Source organism: Mesorhizobium sp. BR1-1-16 (genome assembly GCF_020165495.1).
Taxonomy (GTDB): domain Bacteria; phylum Pseudomonadota; class Alphaproteobacteria; order Rhizobiales; family Kaistiaceae; genus Kaistia.
On the sequence record NZ_JAIUIE010000004.1, the window covers coordinates 255,208 to 274,806 of the forward strand.

Annotated in this window: 19 protein-coding genes and 1 pseudogene; 7 read left to right on the plus strand and 13 right to left on the minus strand. The window is 64.8% G+C overall.

The window, feature by feature from the left end:
- Nucleotides 1–463: 463 nt before the first annotated feature.
- Nucleotides 464–1,219 carry an SDR family NAD(P)-dependent oxidoreductase gene (locus tag LB518_RS11895; protein WP_224577723.1) on the minus strand — a complete coding sequence of 252 codons (756 nt, stop codon included), beginning with the start codon at nt 1,217–1,219 and terminating at the stop codon, nt 464–466.
- A gap of 139 nt (nt 1,220–1,358) precedes the next feature.
- Between LB518_RS11895 and LB518_RS11900 the strand changes: the two genes are divergently transcribed.
- Nucleotides 1,359–1,706: an AraC family transcriptional regulator gene (locus LB518_RS11900; protein ID WP_224577724.1), complete on the plus strand. Its 348-nt coding sequence runs from the start codon at nt 1,359–1,361 to the stop codon at nt 1,704–1,706.
- Nucleotides 1,707–2,213: 507 nt separating this feature from the next.
- Entirely contained in the window at nt 2,214–3,128 is a 915-nt protein-coding gene (locus LB518_RS11905; protein WP_224577725.1) for a LysR family transcriptional regulator, read from the plus strand.
- Here LB518_RS11905 and LB518_RS11910 read toward each other — a convergent pair.
- From LB518_RS11910 to trbB, 11 genes are all read right to left on the minus strand, one after another.
- Nucleotides 3,079–3,345 carry a DUF2274 domain-containing protein gene (locus LB518_RS11910; protein ID WP_224577726.1) on the minus strand — a complete coding sequence of 89 codons (267 nt, stop codon included), beginning with the start codon at nt 3,343–3,345 and terminating at the stop codon, nt 3,079–3,081. The two genes, LB518_RS11905 and LB518_RS11910, sit on opposite strands and share 50 nt — an antisense overlap.
- Nucleotides 3,342–4,598: a TraB/TrbI/VirB10 family type IV secretion system protein gene (locus tag LB518_RS11915; protein WP_224577727.1), complete on the minus strand. Its 1,257-nt coding sequence runs from the start codon at nt 4,596–4,598 to the stop codon at nt 3,342–3,344. Before LB518_RS11915 ends, LB518_RS11910 begins: the two co-directional genes overlap by 4 nt.
- The gene (trbG, locus tag LB518_RS11920; RefSeq protein ID WP_224577728.1) at nt 4,595–5,671 is read right to left on the minus strand and encodes a P-type conjugative transfer protein TrbG; all 1,077 of its coding nucleotides are present in this window, start codon (nt 5,669–5,671) and stop codon (nt 4,595–4,597) included. The genes LB518_RS11915 and trbG overlap by 4 nt, the downstream gene beginning before the upstream one ends.
- Entirely contained in the window at nt 5,668–6,357 is a 690-nt protein-coding gene (trbF, locus tag LB518_RS11925) for a conjugal transfer protein TrbF (RefSeq protein ID WP_224577729.1), read from the minus strand. Before trbF ends, trbG begins: the two co-directional genes overlap by 4 nt.
- Before the next feature lie 2 nt (nt 6,358–6,359).
- Nucleotides 6,360–7,715, minus strand: a complete 1,356-nt coding sequence (trbL, locus tag LB518_RS11930) for a P-type conjugative transfer protein TrbL (RefSeq protein WP_224577730.1) — start codon at nt 7,713–7,715, stop codon at nt 6,360–6,362.
- Between the two features lies 1 nt (nt 7,716).
- Nucleotides 7,717–8,109: a putative entry exclusion protein TrbK-alt gene (gene trbK-alt / locus LB518_RS24695; RefSeq protein WP_286198672.1), complete on the minus strand. Its 393-nt coding sequence runs from the start codon at nt 8,107–8,109 to the stop codon at nt 7,717–7,719.
- Between the two features lie 8 nt (nt 8,110–8,117).
- Entirely contained in the window at nt 8,118–8,876 is a 759-nt protein-coding gene (gene trbJ / locus LB518_RS11940) for a P-type conjugative transfer protein TrbJ (RefSeq protein WP_224577731.1), read from the minus strand.
- A complete protein-coding gene (trbE, locus tag LB518_RS11945; RefSeq protein WP_224577732.1) occupies nt 8,873–11,311 on the minus strand; it encodes a conjugal transfer protein TrbE in 2,439 nt (812 codons plus the stop codon). The genes trbJ and trbE overlap by 4 nt, the downstream gene beginning before the upstream one ends.
- 13 nt (nt 11,312–11,324) lie before the next feature.
- The gene (locus LB518_RS11950; protein WP_224577733.1) at nt 11,325–11,618 is read right to left on the minus strand and encodes a VirB3 family type IV secretion system protein; all 294 of its coding nucleotides are present in this window, start codon (nt 11,616–11,618) and stop codon (nt 11,325–11,327) included.
- A gap of 67 nt (nt 11,619–11,685) precedes the next feature.
- Nucleotides 11,686–12,018: a TrbC/VirB2 family type IV secretion system protein gene (locus LB518_RS11955; RefSeq protein WP_224577734.1), complete on the minus strand. Its 333-nt coding sequence runs from the start codon at nt 12,016–12,018 to the stop codon at nt 11,686–11,688.
- Nucleotides 12,015–13,031, minus strand: a complete 1,017-nt coding sequence (gene trbB, locus LB518_RS11960) for a P-type conjugative transfer ATPase TrbB (RefSeq protein ID WP_224577735.1) — start codon at nt 13,029–13,031, stop codon at nt 12,015–12,017. The genes LB518_RS11955 and trbB overlap by 4 nt, the downstream gene beginning before the upstream one ends.
- A gap of 395 nt (nt 13,032–13,426) precedes the next feature.
- On the opposite strand from trbB, the pseudogene LB518_RS11965 reads away from it, so the two are divergent.
- Nucleotides 13,427–14,332: pseudogene (locus tag LB518_RS11965) on the plus strand (tyrosine-type recombinase/integrase).
- A gap of 3 nt (nt 14,333–14,335) precedes the next feature.
- Nucleotides 14,336–15,529 carry an IS91 family transposase gene (locus LB518_RS11970; protein ID WP_224577736.1) on the plus strand — a complete coding sequence of 398 codons (1,194 nt, stop codon included), beginning with the start codon at nt 14,336–14,338 and terminating at the stop codon, nt 15,527–15,529.
- 516 nt (nt 15,530–16,045) lie between these two features.
- Here LB518_RS11970 and LB518_RS11975 read toward each other — a convergent pair.
- Nucleotides 16,046–16,594 (minus strand): TetR/AcrR family transcriptional regulator, encoded by a 549-nt coding sequence (locus LB518_RS11975; protein WP_224577737.1) that lies wholly within the window; start codon nt 16,592–16,594, stop codon nt 16,046–16,048.
- 111 nt (nt 16,595–16,705) lie between these two features.
- Between LB518_RS11975 and LB518_RS11980 the strand changes: the two genes are divergently transcribed.
- From LB518_RS11980 to LB518_RS11990, 3 genes are all read left to right on the plus strand, one after another.
- On the plus strand, nt 16,706–17,494 hold the full coding sequence (locus LB518_RS11980; RefSeq protein ID WP_224577870.1) for an SDR family NAD(P)-dependent oxidoreductase: 789 nt from the start codon (nt 16,706–16,708) through the stop codon (nt 17,492–17,494).
- 55 nt (nt 17,495–17,549) lie between these two features.
- Complete coding sequence (locus LB518_RS11985) at nt 17,550–18,644, plus strand: alkene reductase (RefSeq protein WP_224577738.1); 1,095 nt, start codon at nt 17,550–17,552, stop codon at nt 18,642–18,644.
- Between the two features lie 106 nt (nt 18,645–18,750).
- Nucleotides 18,751–19,575 carry an oxidoreductase gene (locus tag LB518_RS11990; protein ID WP_224577871.1) on the plus strand — a complete coding sequence of 275 codons (825 nt, stop codon included), beginning with the start codon at nt 18,751–18,753 and terminating at the stop codon, nt 19,573–19,575.
- The last annotated feature ends 24 nt before the right edge of the window (nt 19,576–19,599 follow it).

A 19,599-nucleotide genomic window follows, 5' to 3' on the forward strand; every position in this document is an offset into this window, starting at 1 on the left:
CCGTATTGCATCGCACATCGCGCCTGACGTTCCGAACTCGTGCGGCCGCCGTTTGTTCCCCCCGTCTCGCGCGTTGTGGTGCGAGCCCGATCACTGAGGTCCGGGTGTTTGCAATCCGCTGCTCGCCGCACACTCTGCTTTTAGAAAAAGTCGAGCTTGAGTCGCCAAGCTGAGCGCCGCCTTTGCGAGGAGGGCCTTATCTCTCGCCCCAGTCCGGGGTGTCAGGGACACAGTAGCAACGCGCAGAGTACGCGCTGCAGTTACAAATCTTGCCCTCTACTTCACCGATGCTCATGCCCATCTGAGCTATGCGCATATGAAGAAGGCAAGCCGAAGCTATCCACCAGCGCAATACGCTGCGTTGTTGCGGTGCGATACCAGCCGGCCACCGCAAGTCATCAGGCAGGCTGCAGCGAACCGGCGCGGCATCTGGTCGTCCCGCGCCGGAAGCAGACGTCGCGGCCTAGATATTCTGGCCCCCCGACACCTCGATGCGCTGCGCGGTCACCCAGCGGTTCTCGGGGCCGAGCAGGCTCGCGACGGCGGGCCCAACATCGTCGGGCAGACCCACCCGGCCGAGCGCGATGATGCTCGCGAAAGCCTCGTTGTAGGCCGGCGTGTCGCGGACGGCACCACCGAGGAAGTCGGTCTCGATCGCCCCGGGCGCGATGGTGTTGGCCATGATGCCGCGGCTCCCCAGTTCCTTCGCCATGTAGAGTGTCAGGATCTCCACGGCTCCCTTCGCGGCGGAATAGGCGGAAAATCCGGGATAGCTGGCGCGGGTGAGGCCGCTGGAGAAGTTGACGATGCGTCCGCCATCGACCATCAGCGGCAGCAGCGCCTGGGTGAGGAAGAAGACGCCCTTCACATGGACGTCGAACAGGGCGTCGAACTGTGCCTCGGTGGTATCAGTGAAGGCGGCCATTTCGCCGTGTCCGGCATTGTTGACGAAGTGGTCGAAGGTCTCGCGACCCCAGATGTCGCTGAGCGTGGAGCGAACGGCGTCGACGAAGCCCGGGAAGTTCGCGACGATGCCGGTATCGAGCTGCAGGGCCACCGCCTTGCGGCCAAGCGACTCGATCTCGGCGACGGTCGATGCGGCGTTGGTGGCGCCGTTGCGATAGGTGAGGATCACATCGCCGCCATGGCGCGCGATGCTGATGGCGGTGTTGCGGCCCAGTCCGCGGCTGCCCCCGGTGACGATCGAGATGGTGGTCATGCGCTTGCTCCTTGATCAGTGTTTTCGCTGAGGAAACAATCGCGCAGCCGCGGCCGGCAAAGTTGCCGGATGCTCGCCATTTCTTGCCTGATAGTCCGCACCCGTTGAGTGACCTCGCTGCGCGGGATAGGGTGAGGCGATGACCCAGACGCTGCTCGCCGCCGCCGACCGCTACGCTGAGGCCAATGCCGACTCATATGGCGTTGCCACGACCCCCGTCCCTGGGCTTGCCGTAGTCCGGGAGACGATGCCGACCGCGCTTCAGTACGCGATCAACCGGCCGCTGGTGGCCCTGGTGCTGCAGGGCCGCAAGCATGTCGCCATGGGCGCCAGCACCTTCGATCTCCATCCCGGCGAGTCGCTGCTGATCACCGCAGACGTGCCGACGGTCAGCCAGATCACCGAGGCCAATCTGGCTAGGCCGTATATCTCCATCTTCTTTGAGATCGATGCCGCCGTGGTGGCTGAGCTGGTCACGGAAACATGAACTCGCAAGGACTGGCAGGACAGCATCGCTGGCCTCGAAGATCACCACACTTCGAGAGGCCAAGACTGACACCGTGGTCGAAGAGGGCGCCGAGCGTCGTGGTCTTGGTGGAATAGGTCTTTCGCGCAGGCTGTCCCACTTCCAGTCAGGGATGGCGAAGCGCTTCCCATCGACCCAGAACTCGAACAGGTGATCGTTCGCGAACGGCATGGCGACCTGGACGATGTCGTGCAAGGTTTTGAGCTAGGAGATGAGCGGCACCCAGACGGCGGGCTGCCTGTCGTCGACTTCAATCTTCAATCAACCACAGGTTTGTGATTGCAATTGCCGACTAGGTCGACAGCGAAGGTCCTACAAAACTGGTCATTCCGAAAATCGGATCACAACCTGTTCATTTGCTGACGAAAGAGAATCACTGCGTGGTTGCAACAATAAGGCTGCGCCTTTGACCGCGCTATCATTCCACTTTGGGGTACGGTAATCGTCAAAAGGTCGGTTGATAGCCAATTGCTGCAATTTGATATCAAGCATCTCAAGTTCCTGATCGCGGCGGCAGACCACGGCTCCTTCCGCAAAGCGGCCGCAGCTCTGAAAGTGCAAGAATCGGCGATCAGCCGCCGTATTCGAGACATCGAAGATCAGATTGGCGCATCTCTGTTTCTGCGGCGACCAGATGGTATAAGCCTGACCTTGGCGGGTCAGCGATTTCTCCACCGAGTTCGCCAGGCGCTCGCACACCTTCGGGAAGGCGCTCATGAAGTTGCTACGATCGGCCGTGCCGAACATGGGCATATTAAAGTTGGCCTGTTCTCGACCCTTGCATCCGGCTTCTTGTCTGCCCTGTTTCGCCGATATGATGAGGAACACGCGGGCGTTCACGTCGATTTCGTTGAAGGTGAAGCAACCGATCACGCAAAGGCTATTCGCGAACTCGATCTGGACGTGGCCTTCGTGATCGGCAATTCGGTCTGGCCCGAATGCGATGCGGCCCTTCTCTGGTCTGAACGCATCTTCGCTGCACTGCCTGAGGATCATGATCTTGCGGGAGAAGCCGAGCTGATATGGGACCAGCTCGCCGATCAAGACTTCATCGTACGTGACACCGGGCCGGGCAGGCAGATCAAGGACTACATCGTCCGCCGGGTGCACGAGATCGACGCCGACGCCGATGTCGAGATTCAAAGGGTCGGGCGGTCCAATATCCTGAACCTCGTCGCACTAGGGCGAGGCATTACGCTCGTCAGCGAATCCGAGAGTGCGATCATCGTTCCAAGGGTCGCCTACCGGCCCGTCCATGGCGAGTGGGTGCCGTTCTCCGCAGTTTGGAATCCTAGGAACGACAACCCGGCGTTTCGGACACTGCTCAGCCTTGCTAGGTCGATGGCTCGCCCGGCTGGCGTGGCGGGAGGACCTCCGCCATAACTTTTGCCCGCCTCGCCTTGGCAAATCCACGATCCGTGGCGATGAACCGCTCCAACATCGGCACGATCAGACGAATGGGATCGGCGACAGGCTGACCCGCCTCGCGGCCGAGGATTTCGGCATAGGCGACAAGATCCCGTTGCAGGTTGGCGGGCAGTTCCACCGTCACCTTGACCGGCTTGTCGTCGGCGATGGGGCCGAGCTTCAGCTTGGTCATGGTGTCGCTCCATAGGGTTCGAGGACGAGATCGCGGGTGACGACGACACGAACGGGGAAGCCCGGCCGGATGGTGAGGGTCGGCGCAATGTCGAGTTGCCGGCCGACGAGTTGCCGGCCGACCTGGCTGACGCCGTCGGATGCGCCCTGACGAATGGCGCGGGCGATGTCGCTCTCGTCGCCCTCGGAGCCTGCTTGGGAGCCGACGCTAAGCAGTGTCGAGAGGGCCGCGGCCCTGGCGAGATCCCACCAGTGATGATCGACACCATCCTCCAATCCGGCATAGCCTTCGGCGTCGGCGCCGGGCTGGCGCTCCAGCGCGATCGAGCGGCCGTTCGGCAGGATGAGACGGTTCCACACCAGCAGCACGCGGCGCTGACCGAAGCCGACTCCGTTGTCGTACTGGCCGATTAGCCGTGCCCCTTGCGGCACGAGCAGGATGCGGCCGGTCGGGCTGTCATAGACGTTCTCCGTCACCTGGGCAGTGATCTGTCCGGGTAGATCGGAGCGGATGCCGGTGATGAGGGCTGCCGGAATGACCGCGCCGGCCTGAAGCACATTCGGCGATGCCGGAGCGGCGACGCGATCGGGCGCGACGGTGCGATTGTCGGGCGCCTGGTTGAGGAAGGCGAGTTGCCGGTCCTGCGCAGTCGGGGGGACGGGTTGCGGCGCAAGGCCGAGGCTGGTCAGGTCCGGGAGGGCCGGCGCGATGTTGGCGGTGCTCGCTGCCGGCGGCGCGGCATTGCGGGTCTCGGTCGAAGCGAACAGGCGTGCCGTGCGCGCGGCCTCCAGTTCCTGAAGCCGCCGCTGTTCTTCGGCGCTCACACCCGGCTGAACCGGATTGGCTGAAATCCCGACCGTCGGCGTCGGCACCGGCTGGCCGCGGTTCTGCACTTCGAGCATCGGGCGGCCGAGGTCGCCGGGCAACGGCGGGCCAAGAACCGGGCCGGTATAATCCTTGGGGAGGCCATTGAGGCCGTCCGGCGTCGTCCTGTTGTCGATGGAATAGAGTTCTTCATTCCGGCCTCCGCCATGCTGGGTCTGGAGCGCATAGATCAGCGCACCGCCGACGCCGATGCTGGCGACGAGACCAAGGCCGGCGAGCACCTTGCGTGAGAGGCGTGTGACGCGCGGCGGCTCGGGGCGCAGCCGCATCGGCGCGACCGGCTCTCCGGTGAGCGGCCGGGCATCATCGTCTGCTTCCTGCGGACTCGGGGCCTCGGGCTTCCCACCCTGGGGATCGACCACGCTCATGACGATGGCCTTCCGTCCGTACGGGTGACCCGAACGCGCTTCTGATCTTTCGTCGCGCCGAAGCGAAGTTCAGCGGCCGCGAACAGCCGGTCCACGATCATGTAGTTGCCGCGCACGCGGTAATTGACGAGTTCGGCGGTCTTGCCTTCGGGGCCGACGACGAACAGCGGCGGCATCTCGCCCTGACCGATGCCGCGCGGGAACTCGATGAACACCTGCCGGCCATCATCGAAGGCGCGAAGCGGTCGCCATGGTGCACGGTCGCCGATGATCTCGTAGCGGAAATTGACCTTCGACAGATCGACGCCGCCGGCAACAGGCTGCGCCGCCTGGGCTTCCGCATTCTGGCGGCGGAGCGCGATCAGCTGGTCCTGCGGATATTGCCAGGACACCGAGGCCATATAGGTCTTCTCGGTCGAGCGCAGTTCCATGTGATAGGTGCGCAGATTGGTGTTGATGATGAGATTGGTCATCAGCTCGGCGCGGGTCGGCTTCACCAGGATATGAGCCTGCTGGGTCGCGCCGGAACCGCTGAGCGTATCTCCGATGATCCAACGCACGGTATCGCCGGCGGCGACCGGACCGGATCCTACCAGCGTTTCGCCCGGCTGGAGGGCTATGTCGGTGATCTGGCCGACGGCGGTATAGACCTGATAGAGCGCGCCGCCGGTATAGGGATAGACTTGCATCGCGTTGATGAACCCGTCGCGGACGGGCTGGATGCGAGCAGCGGCATTGGCCTGATTGACCCGCGCGGCGGGATCGGTCAGCTCCGGCGACTGGCGCGAACGTCCTACCGGCTTCAGCTGGCCGGGCAGCGGCAAAGGCTTCGGCAGTTCGACGACCGTAACAGGTGCTGGCGGATCGACTATCTGCAGCGCGGGCGCCGCATCGTCATAGGCGATCTCGGGTGGCTTTCGTGTCGTGGCGCAGCCAGCAAGCGCCGTTGCGGAAAGCAGCAAAACCGTGAACGCGGCTTTACGGAAAGCAGGCTTTCCGGCTTTGCGCATCGGCGGCACGGCGTGAAGATGGTTCGCCGGATGTCCGACGGTCGGATGAGACGGCCGGATCATTGTCCAAGCTCCCTAGACCAGTTGATGGCGTTGACGTAGATGCCGAGCGGATTAGCCCGGAGCTTTTCCGCATCGTGCGGGACCTGCACGACGATGGTGAGGATGGCGCTCCAGCGTTCGGTGCTGGCGAGCGAACCGTCCTGATAGCGCCGCTCGACCCAGGCGACGCGGAAGCTGTCGGCCGATGCGCGTATCACCGACGAGACTTCGACGGCGATCTGCTGCTTGCCGACCTTGGTGAACGGGTCGTTGGCACGAGCATAGTCGCCCAGCGCCAATGCTCCGCCCTGCGTGGTGAAGTCGTAGGCGCGCAGCCAGTTCTGCCGCACGATGATCGCGTCGGCCGGGATCGAACGGACCTGTTCGATGAAGCGCGCGAGATGGAACGCGATCTGCGGATCGGTCGCGCGATAGTCCGCGACGGCAGGCGCGACGGCCTGTGCTTGGCCGAGCTTATCGACCTGCACAACCCAGGGCACGATCGACCCGCTGGCCGACTGCCACGCCAAAGCGGCGGAGAGGCCCGCCGACAAAGCGAGCGAGCCGAAGGCCATCAGCCGCCAGTTCTTCGCCTGGACGCGGGCCGAGCCGATCCGCTCGTCCCAGACTTGGGCGGCTCGCTGGTAGGGCGTCTCGGGTTGCGGTGTCTTGCCGTAATGGGTGGAGGGTCGGTTGAAGAGGCTCATGGTCAGTCACTTTCGGAAAGATTGACGGAAGACCCACCGCCATGGCTGTCGCCGGATTTGACGGCGTGGGCGGCGGCCTGGACGCCGTGTGTCATCTGCTGGCTGCGCTTCATGCGTTTGGCCCAGGCAGGTGGGCCATCGGCGGCGGATGAGGATGAGGCAGGAGTAGTGGCCGCGTCAGCGCCGGCAGCCTCTACACCAATGGCGCCGCCTGTCGCCTCGAAGGCGGCGCGCGCACCGGACTGGTAGCTGGACTTGAGGCCGTCGGCGGCTCTGGATGCGGCACGCTTCAAGGGTGATGCGGCAGCCTGCGCGCCGGCGCTGGCGACATTGCCAAGACCGGATGCCACGCCCGATGCGCCGGACTGCCCGACAGCACCGAGGCTGTAAGCGGTCGAGGCTCCGCCAGCGAGCGCGGCCCGGCCACGGGCGGCTGCGGCAGCACCGCCGGCCAGCGCCGCACCACCGGACGCGACAGCGCCAACCGTCGCTGCCCCCGCAGCGACCATGCCGCCTGCGGCAAGACCGGCTCCAACCGCAGCCCCTGCACCAAGCTGCGGGCCGCCGGAGACGAGGCCATTGGCAATGCCGGGTCCGAAGATGCCGAGGCCGAGCAACGACAGGGCCGCGAGCACGATCGCCATGGCGTCGTCGATGGTGGGTGTCGCACCGTTGAAACCGGCGGTGAACTCGGAGAACAGGGTCGAGCCGATGCCAATGACGACGGCGAGCACCAGCACCTTGATGCCGGATGAGATGACGTTGCCGAGCACCCGTTCGGCCATGAAAGCGGATTTGCCGAACAGGCCGAACGGGATCAGCACGAACCCGGCCAATGTCGTCAGCTTGAACTCGATCAGGGTGACGAAGAGCTGGACGGCGAGGACGAAGAAGGCGAGCAGGATCAACGCCCAGGCGAACAGCAGGCAGGCGATCTGGATGAAGTTCTCGAAGAACGAGACCCAGCCCATCAGGTCGGAGATGGAATCGAGCAGCGGGCGACCGGCATCGAGGCCCGTCTGCGCCACCTTGCCGGGGCGCAGCAGGTCGCTGACCGAGAAGCCGGTGCCCGACGCCTTAAGGCCAAGACCCGCAAAGCTCTCGAAGATGATCCGGGCGAGATTGTTCCAGTTGCCGATGATGTAGGCGAAGACGCCAACGAACAGCGTCTTCTTGATGAGGCGGGCGATGATGTCGTCCTCGCCGCCCATCGACCAGAACAGGGCCGCGAGCGTCACATCGATGACGATCAGCGTCGTGGCGATGAACGCCACTTCGGGCTTGAGTAACCCGAAGCCGCTATCGATGTAGCGGGTGAAGACCTCGAGAAAATGGTCGATGACGCCGGTGCCGCCCATGTCAGCGTGCTCCATCTGGTTCGGGCGCGGCGGCCGCCGCCGATGCAGCTTGCTTGCGCCCTGGATCGTCAGACGACGTGGCATCGGCGGGAATGAGCGGCGCCGTTATTGGCGGAGCCGCTGTCAGTGATGTCCCCGGTGACACCTGACCAAGAAAGCGGTCGCGGTTCTCGGCCCATGCCTTCAGACAGGCGGGATCGCGCGTAGCGGCTTCGCCGATGTCGCGGCAATGGCGCAGCGACGCCCGCAACGGATCTGCGGGGCGGTTGTGGTCCCGGTCGAGGATGCGGACCGCGGGCGCGTCGGGCGTCCGGGTCCGTTCGACCACCTTCAAGGTGATGCCAGTGCCGACGAAAACGACGGCACCGAGGCGGGCGAGCATCTTGCCGTCCATGACCACGCTCAGTTGCTGCCGTAGAACATCTTGGCCGAACCCGGCTGATAGCCCGTGCCCGGCGTCAGGAAGCGGCGCCGCTGCTCGCGTCCCTGTTCGGCCGCCGCGGCGCGCTCGGCATCGGTCAGCGCGTCCGCTCGGCCGTTCGCCGCGACGACGGCGGTCAGATCGGCGAGCTGCTGCGCCTGAAGCGCCAGAAGCTGGTTGCCGGCCTGGGTTGCCTGGAGCGCGCCGGTCGCCGCCTGGCTTGATCCGACCAACGCTGACATTTGCGCCCGGTTGGTGTCGATATTGCCGACGACCCCGGCCTGGACCTTCATCGCGTCCTGCAAGCCGCCAACGGTGTTCTGCCAGCGCGATCGGGCGTCCGCGATCAGTTGACCATCGGAGGTCGACGTTGAGACGTTGCCATATTGCTGCTGGAAGGCGCGATCGATCTGCTGAACGTCATAGGCGATGTTCTGCGCCTGGCTCAGAAGCTGCTGGGTGCGCTGGACCGACTGCTGCAGTTGCTGGAGCGACGAATAGGGCAGGCTCGCCAGATTGCGCGCCTGATTGATCAGCGACTGCGCCTCGTTCTGCAGCGAGGTGATCTGGTTGGTGATCTGCTCGAGCGAGCGCGCCGCCGTCAGCACGTTCTGCGCATAGTTCGACGGGTCGAACACGATGATGGCGTGAGCGGGGGTCGCTAACATCGGCATGACAACGACTGGGGCGATCAGCAACGCGGCCGCGAGCCGCGCCGCAGCGGTGCGGCGAAGATTCATTTGGATGTCTCCAGATTGGTGAGGCTGGGAATGAGGTCGGCGGCCCAACTGAGCCCGCGATGGCGCAGCCAGGCGGCGAGGAAGCCGTTCGCGCCATGCTCGGCGACGATCTTCGCAATGGCGGCCTGATCTGTCTTCGAGGACGCGGCGCAAAGCGCCAGCGCCACGTCGGACAGGCCCAATTCGAACAGCCGGTTGCCGCGCCGCGACTGGCAGTAATAGTCGCGCTTGGGCATGGCGCCGGCGAGGATCTCTATCTGGCGGTCGTTGAGACCGAACCGCCTGTAGATGGCGGTGATCTGCGGCTCGATCGCGCGCTCATTGGGGAGCAGCAGCCGGGTCTGGCAGCTCTCGATGATCGCCGGTGCAATCGCCGAACCGTCGATGTCCGACAGCGACTGCGTGGCGAAAATGACCGATGCGTTCTTCTTGCGCAGCGTCTTCAGCCATTCCCGCAGCTGGCCGGAGAAGCCCTCGTCGTCGAGCGCCAGCCAGCCTTCATCGATGATGATAAGCGTCGGACGTCCGTCGAGCCGATCCTCGATACGGTGAAACAGATAGGCGAGCACGGCGGGCGCGGCGTCGGCTCCGATCAAGCCCTCGGTCTCGAAGGCCTGAACCGTCGCGGTGCCGAGCCGTTCGCCCTCGGCGTCGAGCAAGCGGCCCCATGCGCCGCCGATGCAATAGGGGCGCAGGGCCTGTTTGAGGTCGTTGGACTGGAGCAGGACGCATAGGCCGGTGATGGTGCGTTCCGCGACCGGGGCACTGCTGAGAGAGGTTAGCGCCGTCCAGATATGCTCTTTCACCTCCGGCGTGATTGGCACGCCCTCACGTATCAGGACGGCGACGATCCAGTCGGCCGCCCAGGCGCGCTCAGTGGCGACATCGACACGCGCCAGCGGCTGGAGGGATACGCTGTCGTCACTGCCTTCGGTCAGCCCACCGCCGAGATCATGCCAATCGCCGCCCATGGCGAGGGCGGCGGCCCGGATCGATCCGCCGAAATCGAAGGCGAAGACCTGCGCACCGGCATAGCGGCGGAACTGCAACGCCGTCAGCGCGAGCAGCACGGATTTGCCTGCACCTGTCGGGCCGACGATCAGTGTGTGACCGACATCACCGACATGGAGGGAAAACCGGAACGGAGTAGAGCCTTCGGTCTTGCCGAACAGCAGTGGGGGCGCCGCAAAATGCTCGTCCCGCGCCTCGCCCGCCCATACCGCCGATAGCGGGATCATGTGGGCGAGATTGAGCGTCGAGATCGGCGGCTGCCGGACATTGGCGTAGACGTGCCCCGGCAGGCTGCCGAGCCAGGCGTCCACCGCGTTGATGGTCTCGGCCATCGCCGTGAAATCGCGGCCCTGGATGACCTTCTCGACCAGCCGCAGCTTCTCGTCGGCGATACGCGCATCGGTATCCCACACCGTCACCGTCGCGGTCACATAGGCGACACCGGCATAGTCCGCACCGAGCTCCTGCAAAGCGAGATCTGCGTCCGCCGCCTTGTTCGAGGCATCGGTATCGACCAGGGCCGACGCCTCGTTGGTCATCACCTCCTTCAGGATCGCCGCGACCGATTTGCGCTTGGCGAACCATTGACGGCGGATCTTGGTCAGCAGCTTGGTGGCATCCGTCTTGTCGAGCAGGATGGCGCGGGTGGACCAGCGATAGGGGAAAGCCTGCCGGTTCAGCTCGTCGAGCAGTCCGGGCGTGGTCGAGGTCGGGAAACCGGTGATGGTGAGGACGCGCAGATGCGCGGAACCCAATCGCGGCTCGAGACCGCCCGTGAGTGGTTGGTCGGCGACGAGCGCGTCGAGATAAACAGGCGTCTCGGGGACGCGGACGCGGTGACGTTTGGTCGATACGCAGGTATGCAGATAGGTCAGTGTCTCGGCGTCATCGAGCCAGACGCATTCGGGCATAAAACCTTCGACCAGATGCAGCACGCGGTCGGTGTGATCGACAAAGCCCGTGAGCATCTCGCGCCCATCGACGCCGGAGCGCTCGCGGCCCTCGTACAGCCAGGTCTCGGCGCGCGCCACGTCGTCGGCGGGTGGCAGGTAACAAAAGGTCAGGAAGTAGCTGGACTCGAAATGGCTTCCGGCCTCCTCGAAGTCGGCCTTGCGCTCGGCATCGACCAGCGCTGATGCGGCATCAGGAAAACGGCTAGATGGATAGGACGCGGCCTCATGACGCTGCGCTTCGACGAATATCGCCCATCCCGATCCGAGACGGCGGAAGGCGTTGTTCAATCGCCCGGCGACCGCGACCAGTTCGGCGGTCACCGCCGAATCCAGATCGGGACCACGGAAGCGCGCGGTGCGCTGGAAGCTGCCATCCTTGTTGAGGACGACGCCGGGGCCGACCAGCGCGACCCACGGCAGGAAGTCGGCGAGACGGGTGGCAGTGCGGCGATACTCTGCGAGGTTCATCATGTTATCGGCCTCCTCAAACGCCGAGATGGCCGGGGATGCGCAGATGGCGGCGCACCACATCGACGAACATCGGATCGCGCTTGGCTGCCCAGACTGCCGCGAGATGGCCGATCGCCCAGATGGCCAGGCCGACCAGCCAAAGGCGTAACCCTAGGCCGAGCGCCGCCGCCAGCGTGCCGTTGAGGATGGCGAGGCCACGCGGCGCGCCGCCGAGCAGAATATGCTCGGTCAGCGCCCGGTGGACCGGCACGGCATAACCCGGCACCTCGGCCTGTTGACGTGCTGCCAGCCATTCGCTCGTGCTCATGGCGTTCCTCTCTCGCGAGGCTCCACTGGAGCCTCGCGTGTCCCTTCGGGCCACCGTTCGTCACCCATCAGACCAGCGCCCCGCCGCCGAAGGAGAAGAACGACAGGAAGAAGCTCGACGCAGCGAAGGCGATCGACAGGCCGAAGACGATCTGGATCAGACGGCGGAAGCCGCCGGAGGTGTCGCCGAAGGCCAGAGCCAGGCCGGTCGAGATGATGACGATCACGGCGATGATTTTGGCGACCGGCCCTTCGATCGACTGGAGGATGGATTGCAGCGGCGCTTCCCACGGCATGGACGAGCCCGAGGCATGGGCGGCAGGCGCGTTCATCACGCCGATGACGGCGACCGAGACCATCATGGTCAGATGGCGGCGGATATGACGAAGGGAACGGATCATGCGGGATCTCCAGTTGGGTTGAGGTTGAGGACGGGCTGGATGTCGCCGCCGTCACTGACGGCCGGCATAACGCGGTAGTCGCCGTCGGGACCGAGGCCCTCGACGCGCGCGAGTTCGACAAGCCGGCGCTGCGCGCCGCGCCCGGCGAGCACGGCGACGAGATCGATGGTCTCGGCGATCAGCGCGCGGGGCACGGTGACGACGGCTTCCTGAATGAGCTGTTCGAGGCGGCGGATCGCGCCGATCGCGCTGCCGGCGTGGATGGTGCCGACGCCGCCGGGATGGCCAGTGCCCCAGGCCTTCAGGAGGTCCAGCGCCTCGGGTCCGCGCACCTCGCCGATCGGGATTCGGTCGGGGCGCAGGCGCAGCGCTGAGCGGACGAGATCGGAGAGCGAGGCGACGCCGTCCTTGGTGCGCATGGCGACGAGGTTCGGTGCGGCGCATTGCAGCTCCCGGGTATCCTCGATGAGGACGACGCGATCGGATGTCTTGGCCACCTCGGCCAGGAGCGCGTTGGTCAGCGTCGTCTTGCCGGTGGACGTTCCGCCCGCGACGAGGATGTTGGCGCGCGAGGCGACGGCTGATCGAAGCGCTTCGGCCTGGCCTGCCGATATGATCCCGGCGGCGACATAATCGTCGAGCGTGAACACGGCGACGGCGGGCTTGCGGATGGCGAAGGCAGGCGCGGCCACGACCGGCGGCAGCAGACCCTCGAACCGCTCACCGGTCTCTGGCAGTTCCGCCGAGACGCGAGGCGCACCCGCATGGACTTCGGCTTCGACATGGTGGGCGACCAGGCGCACGATGCGTTCGCCGTCGGCCGGGGCCAGCCGCTCGCCCGTGTCGGACAGTCCGTCCGACAACCGGTCGATCCAGAGCCGACCGTCCGGGTTCAGCATCACCTCGACGATCGCGGGGTCTTCCAAAAACCGCGCGATCGCCGGTCCGAGGGCCGTGCGCAGCATGCGGGCGCCGCGAAGGATCGCCTCCGATTTCTGGTGAGCTGCCGCCACGTCGTCCCCGTTCTCATGAGCGACCGCGAGCGGCCCTGGATCGGGGATGAGTAGAAGAGGCAGAAATCATGGCCTGACAACAACCGTCATGTGGTCGTCGTACTGTGGCGCACAAATACAGGAAAGCGGCGGGGTGCTGGTATTGGCCTACGTGTCTGCGGTTGCCCGAGGCGGAGCCTCGGTCATTGCCGTCGCGGCGTCTGAGCCGCCAGTCCGCTCATGACCCATGCCTGCCCCTCGATCGCTCTTTCAGCGACGTCTGCTGTCGCCCTCATGCACGAACCCGCTTCGCGGGAGGGGCGCCTTGCCCTGAGATGGCTTAGTATTTGTAGCCTTTGAGCAGGTAGCGGCGGGCGAGCCGACCATGGAGTTCCCTTCAACGAGAGGAACTCGCCATGGCTACCCCGTCGACCGATGCACCCGTTTCGCCGCTTCGCCAGCGCATGCAGCACGACATGCTCATGCGGGGCCTCGGCTCTCACACGCAGCAGGACTATATTCGTCATATCCGGTGCTTTGCCGCGTTCCCCGGCCGCTCACCCGACACCGCGACGCCGGAGGATATCCGCCACTTCCAGCTGGATCAGCATGAGAACGGCGTTGGACCTGCGACCATCAACGGCACTGTCTCAGCGCTGCGGTTCCTGTTTCTGGTGACACTGCAGTGCCGGGATCTGTCGCGCGCTCTGGTGATCACCCGCTATCACCGCAAACTGCCAGATGTGCTCAGCGTTGAGGAGGCGGGGCGGCTGCTCGAAGCCGCACCTGGCCTCAAGTACAAGGCAGCGCTCGGCGTCGTCTATGGCGCAGGCCTGCGCGTGTCCGAGGTCGCGCACCTCAAGATTGATGACGTCGACTCTGCGCGCATGCTGCTCCGTGTCGAGCAGGGCAAGGGCCGCAAGGATCGCAACGCGATGCTCTCGCCGCAGCTCCTGGAACTGCTGCGGCTGTGGTAGCGCGAAGGCAGGCGGCGCGGGGTCATGCTTCCGTATGGCTGGCTGTTCCCCGGCCGCAGCCGCACCGATCCGATCTCGTCGCGGCAACTGCATCGCGCGGTCCAGGAGGCCGCCGAGGTCGCGGGTATCCGCAAGCGCGTCAGCCCGCACACGCTGCGTCACAGCTTCGCCACTCACCTGCTCGAACAGGATGTCGACATCCGCGTCATCCAGGTGCTGCTCGGCCACAGCAAGCTTGAGACGACCGCGCTCTACGCCAAGGTCTCGACCCGGACGATCCACGCTGTCACCGGGCCGCTCGACCGGCTGATGGCGCTGATGGAGGGCAAGACGCCGCCCGGCTGAGCCGTGCGCGCCTCGGTCGAGGTCGCCGACATCTTCCGCGTAGCAGGGCCTGCGTATCGGGCCGCCCATGCCGGGCACCTGAGCCTCGCCCAGCTCAAGGTCATGTCGGCGATCGAGAACTGCCGCACCGCGGCTCTCGGCGGTCACGTCGAAGCCTGCAAGGACTGCGGCCAGTGGCGCATTGCCTACAACTCCTGCCGTAACCGGCACTGCCCGAAGTGCCAGGGCGCGGCGGCGCGGACGTGGCTGGCCGAGCGCGAGGCGGACTTGCTGCCGGTCGGCTACTTCCACGTCGTGTTCACCCTGCCGGCCGAGATCGCCGATATCGCGTTCCAGAACAAGGCGCTGGTCTACGACCTGCTGTTCCGGGCGGCGTCGGAGACGATGCTGACGATCGCCGCCGATCCGAAGCATCTCGGCGCACGCATCGGCATCACCGCCGTGTTCCACACCTGGGGATCGGCGATGACCCGCCATCCGCACGTGCACATGATCGTGCCGGGCGGCGGCATCGCAAAGGACGGAAGCCGATGGATCGCGTCGCGGCCGGCCTTCCTGCTTCCGGTGCGCGTGCTCGGCAAGCTGTTCCGACGGCTCTTCCTCACGCGGCTGCTCGCGCTGCGCGAGGCCGGGCGGCTCGGCTTCTTCGGACCGATGGCACACCTCGCCGAGCGGCGGGCATTCCTGCGCCACCTTGCTCCCGTCCGGACGAAGCGCTGGGTCGTCTACGCCAAGGCGCCCTTCGCGGGACCCGAGGCAGTGCTCGCCTATCTGTCGCGCTACACCCACCGGGTGGCGATCTCGAACAGCCGCTTGACCTCGTTCGACCAGGGCGGCGTCACCTTCCGCTACAAGGATTCTCGCCGCAACGGCGCGGACCGGCAGCAGATGATGACGCTCGCGGCCGACGAGTTCATCCGCCGCTTCCTGATCCATGTCCTGCCACGCGGGTTCCACCGCATCCGCCATTACGGCCTGCTCGCCGGCTCCGCCTGCAAGGCCAGTCTTGCGCTCGCCCGTGAGCTCCTGGATGTCGCCGCGCAGCCCGATGGCGACACACCGGGCACACCGGACTACTTCCGCCCGCCATGCCCCTGCTGTGGCGGACGCATGATCGTCATCGAGACGTTCGAGCGATGGAACCAGCCGCGCGGACCGCCGCACGGATCGGCAACAAGCCGGGAGACCGCTCCATGACCCGGCATGGCATGGTAGAGCCTTCAGCCGCCAGCGCCCCGCCTGCGACAACGGACAAACGCGCCTCTATGGTGAATATCGTCGCCCAAAGGGTCGCGACGAGCCACGTGCAGAGCCGGACAAACCGCGCCGAGGCGCAACGAAGCGGCCTGTTCGCATTCATCCCCGCGCTTTCCAGCGGCGGTCGCGCCATCGACGACACCGGCCGCAGTCCTAAATCCCCATAGCCATCGACTTGTGGCCCGCGGGTTCCTGCATGAGAGGCTTTCGTACGCCTGCCGGCACCCGAACCCCTTCACCATTCCGGACATTACAGCGGGATGAACCGTTTCCTCATAACGGACGTTTATCTTATGGCTCCAAACTCAATTCTCTCTTCGCTGAGTTCTGCGCAAACCTAAAGGGCCTCGCATATCGCGAAAATCGACCCAATACCCCAGCGTCGACTCATTGAACTGGGCTGTCGCAACCTCCGGATCAGACATTCTAAATGCGCACTCTATGGTCGCCTGCGAATTATCCGACTCGTGTATCGATCCATCCGCGCGTCTGCTCAAGAACCTCGTCTGACAATTGAGGACCGTCGACCGCTCTGGCCAGGATGACTGCCCCCACCATCGCGGCCCAGATTCCGATCGCTGCACGGCGCTTGTCGGCTGCGCCCTGCTCCGGAAGTGCTTGTTCGATACGCGCGATCTGCGCGCGCAATCCTTCGGTCATGGCAGCCTTCGCGGCCGGCGTCTGGTGGCGGATGGCGGCGGCGAGACCCGCCGTCGGGCATCCATTGTCGGGATTATCCCGGTGACGAGGCGCCAGATAGGAGCGAACGAAATCACTGAACTGGCCGTCTCCGAAACTGTCTGCCGCGAGCGCATGCGCCAGCGTCTGCGCCACCAGATCGTCCTTTGAGCCGAAGTGTCCATAGAAGCCCCCATGGGTCAGGCCGGCAGCCTTCATGACCTCGGCGACACTGACCGCATCGAACCCCTTGTCCTTAAACAACCGGCTGGCGACGTCCAAAATCCGGCGACGGTTCTCTGCCATTTGTTCTCGGCTGACCTTCATTTTCAGAACCCTCCGCAACGCCCGTTGACATTTACATGATGGCAATCATATTTAAGTCCAATCATGATAACCATCATGAATATAGGGTCGGTTACAGAAAAGAGCAATCCGATGAGCCAAGTTTCCGCAGTCCTGATTACCGGCGCCTCCACGGGTATTGGTGCCACCTATGCCGCGCGGTTTGCTCGACGCGGACATGACCTCGTACTGGTCGCACGAGACGTGGTTCGTATGAACGCGCTTGCGAACCGTCTGCGCCAGGAAACCGGCGTAACGATCGATATCCTTCCCGCCGATCTCACCCACTCGGCGGATCTTGCCAAGGTCGAGACCAGGCTGCGTGACGATGCGCGCATCGGCGTGCTCGTCAACAATGCCGGAACGGCGATCGGCGGAACCTTCATCGACCAGAGCGTCGATGACATGACAAAACTCGTTACGCTCAACGCCACCGCACTCGTCCGGCTTGCCGGTGCAATTGCTCCGCGTCTGGCCAAGACCGGTGAGGGAGCGATCGTCAATATCGGTTCGGTAGTTGGTCTTGCGCCGGAATTCGGCATGACGGTCTACGGCGCGACGAAGGCCTTCGTGTTGTTCCTGTCGCAGGGCCTTGCACAGGAACTCGGGCCCAAAGGCGTCTACGTCCAGGCCGTGCTTCCTGCCACCACCCGGACCGAGATCTGGGATCACGTCGGCGCCGACGTGAATGCCATGAGCAATGTCATGGAAGTGAGCGATCTGGTGGATGCGGCCCTGGTCGGGTTCGACCGTCGCGAACCGGTGACCATCCCGCCGCTGCATGATGCCGGCCAGTGGGACGCCTTCGATGGTGCGCGCAAGGCCATGCTCGGCAACCTCGTCAACGCGCTCCCCGCCGAACGCTATCGCACGCTTGCCTGAGCATCGCCCAGTCAGCGCGCCAACGCGGCAACAGAAGACACATCACAGGTATCTCATGACCAGTAACCCGCTTTTCAAACCCACCGCCCTCGGCGACATCGCCCTTTCAAACCGGATCGTCATGGCGCCGCTCACGCGCAACCGCGCCGGCGCGGGCTTCGTGCCCGGCGACTTGACCGTCAAGTATTACGCCCAGCGCGCTTCGGCCGGACTGATCATTTCCGAGGCCACCCAGATTTCGCAGCAGGGGCAGGGCTATCAGGACACGCCCGGTATCTATACCCAGACGCAGATCGACGGCTGGCGTAAGGTGACCGCCGCCGTGCACGAGAAGGGCGGACGCATCGTCCTTCAGCTCTGGCATGTCGGTCGCATCAGCCATGTCGACCTGCAGCCCGATCGCGGTCAGCCCGTAGCGCCCTCGGCCATTCGTGCCGCGACCAAGACCTTCGTCAACAATGCCTTCGTCGATGTGTCCGAACCTCGCACCCTGGAGATCGATGAACTCGCCGGCATCGTCAACGACTTCCGCAAGGCGGCAGCCAATGCCATCGAAGCCGGTTTCGATGGTGTTGAGGTTCACGGGGCTAATGGCTATCTGCTCGAGCAATTCGCCAAGGACGGCGCGAATGTCCGGACGGACGCCTATGGCGGCTCCGTGGAAAATCGCGCGCGTCTGATGCTGGAAGTGACTGCGGCGGTGGCGCAGGAAATCGGCGCTGAGCGCACCGGCATCCGGATTTCGCCGGTCTCGCCCGCCAACGGCATTTCCTGTAGCGATCCCCAGGCGCAGTACGATTATATCGTCGATCATCTCGATGCGCTCGGCATTGCCTACATTCATGTGGTCGAAGGCGCGACCGGCGGTCCGCGCGACATCGCGCCCTTCGATTATGCATCGCTACGCCGCCGCTTCAGCAAGACTTACATCGCCAACAATGGCTATGATCTCGAGCTTGCGACATCGCATCTGGCCGATGGCAAGGCGGATCTGATCGCCTTCGGACGCCCGTTCATCGCCAATCCGGATCTCGTGGAGCGGCTGCAAAGCGGCGCGACGCTGGCTGAGATCAATCCGGCGACGATCTATGGCGGCGGCGCTGCCGGCTATACCGATTATCCCCGCTTCACCGAGACTTCCGGCAGTTGAGCCATCAAGGGCCGCACTTCGGTGCGGCTCCTCTGATGCCGATCATCGTCAATCAGTTCCTAAGGCTCAGCGGCCGGTGTCGCGCGCCAGATCGAGAAGAAAACCCATGGCGACCTTATCACCCAAAGGACAGAAGACTGCATTCGTGACCGGCGCGTCGAGCGGTATCGGCAAGGCGGCAGCATTGGCGCTCAGCGGCGCGGGTTACCGGGTGATTGGCACCAGCCGCAAGGCGGCACCCGGCGAAATCCGTGACGGCATCCGGATGATCACTTGCGACGTGGTCTCCGACACCTCCGTTGCTGCCGCCGTGGCGCTGGCCCATTCAGAACTCGGCCGCATCGACCTCCTCGTCAACAATGCCGGCTATGCCGTATCCGGCGCCGCGGAGGAGAGCTCGACCGAGCAGGTTCGTGCGCTGTTCGATACCAACTTCCTGGGCGTCGTGCGGGTGACGAACGCGGTCCTTCCGATCATGCGCCATCAGGGCGGGGGGCGGATCCTGAACATCGGCTCGGTTGTGGGGCTCATCCCCGGTCCGTTCGGCGCCTATTACACGGCGAGCAAGCACGCGATCGAGGGTTATTCCGAATCCCTGGACCATGAGGTGCGGTCGTTCGGCATCCGGGTCGCCGTCATCGAGCCATGGGCGACGAAGACGTCCATCGAAGCCAACTCACCGCAAGGCGACCGTCCTGTTGCGGCTTATCGCAAGACATTCGCCCGGTACCAGGCAGCCTTCAATGCAGCGATGGCCGTCGGCGACACCGCAGATGATGTCGCGGCGACCATCCTGGCCGCGGCCCAGGCCCGGGAGCTGCGACTTCGCTACCCCTCGGGCAAGGCTGCCCGACAGACCTCGTTTGCCCGACGTTTCCTCCCGCGTGCGCTGTTCGATCGGGTGCTGCGCAAGCAGTTCAACATCGCCTGAGCGCGCCTTCTCCCTTCAGCCCGC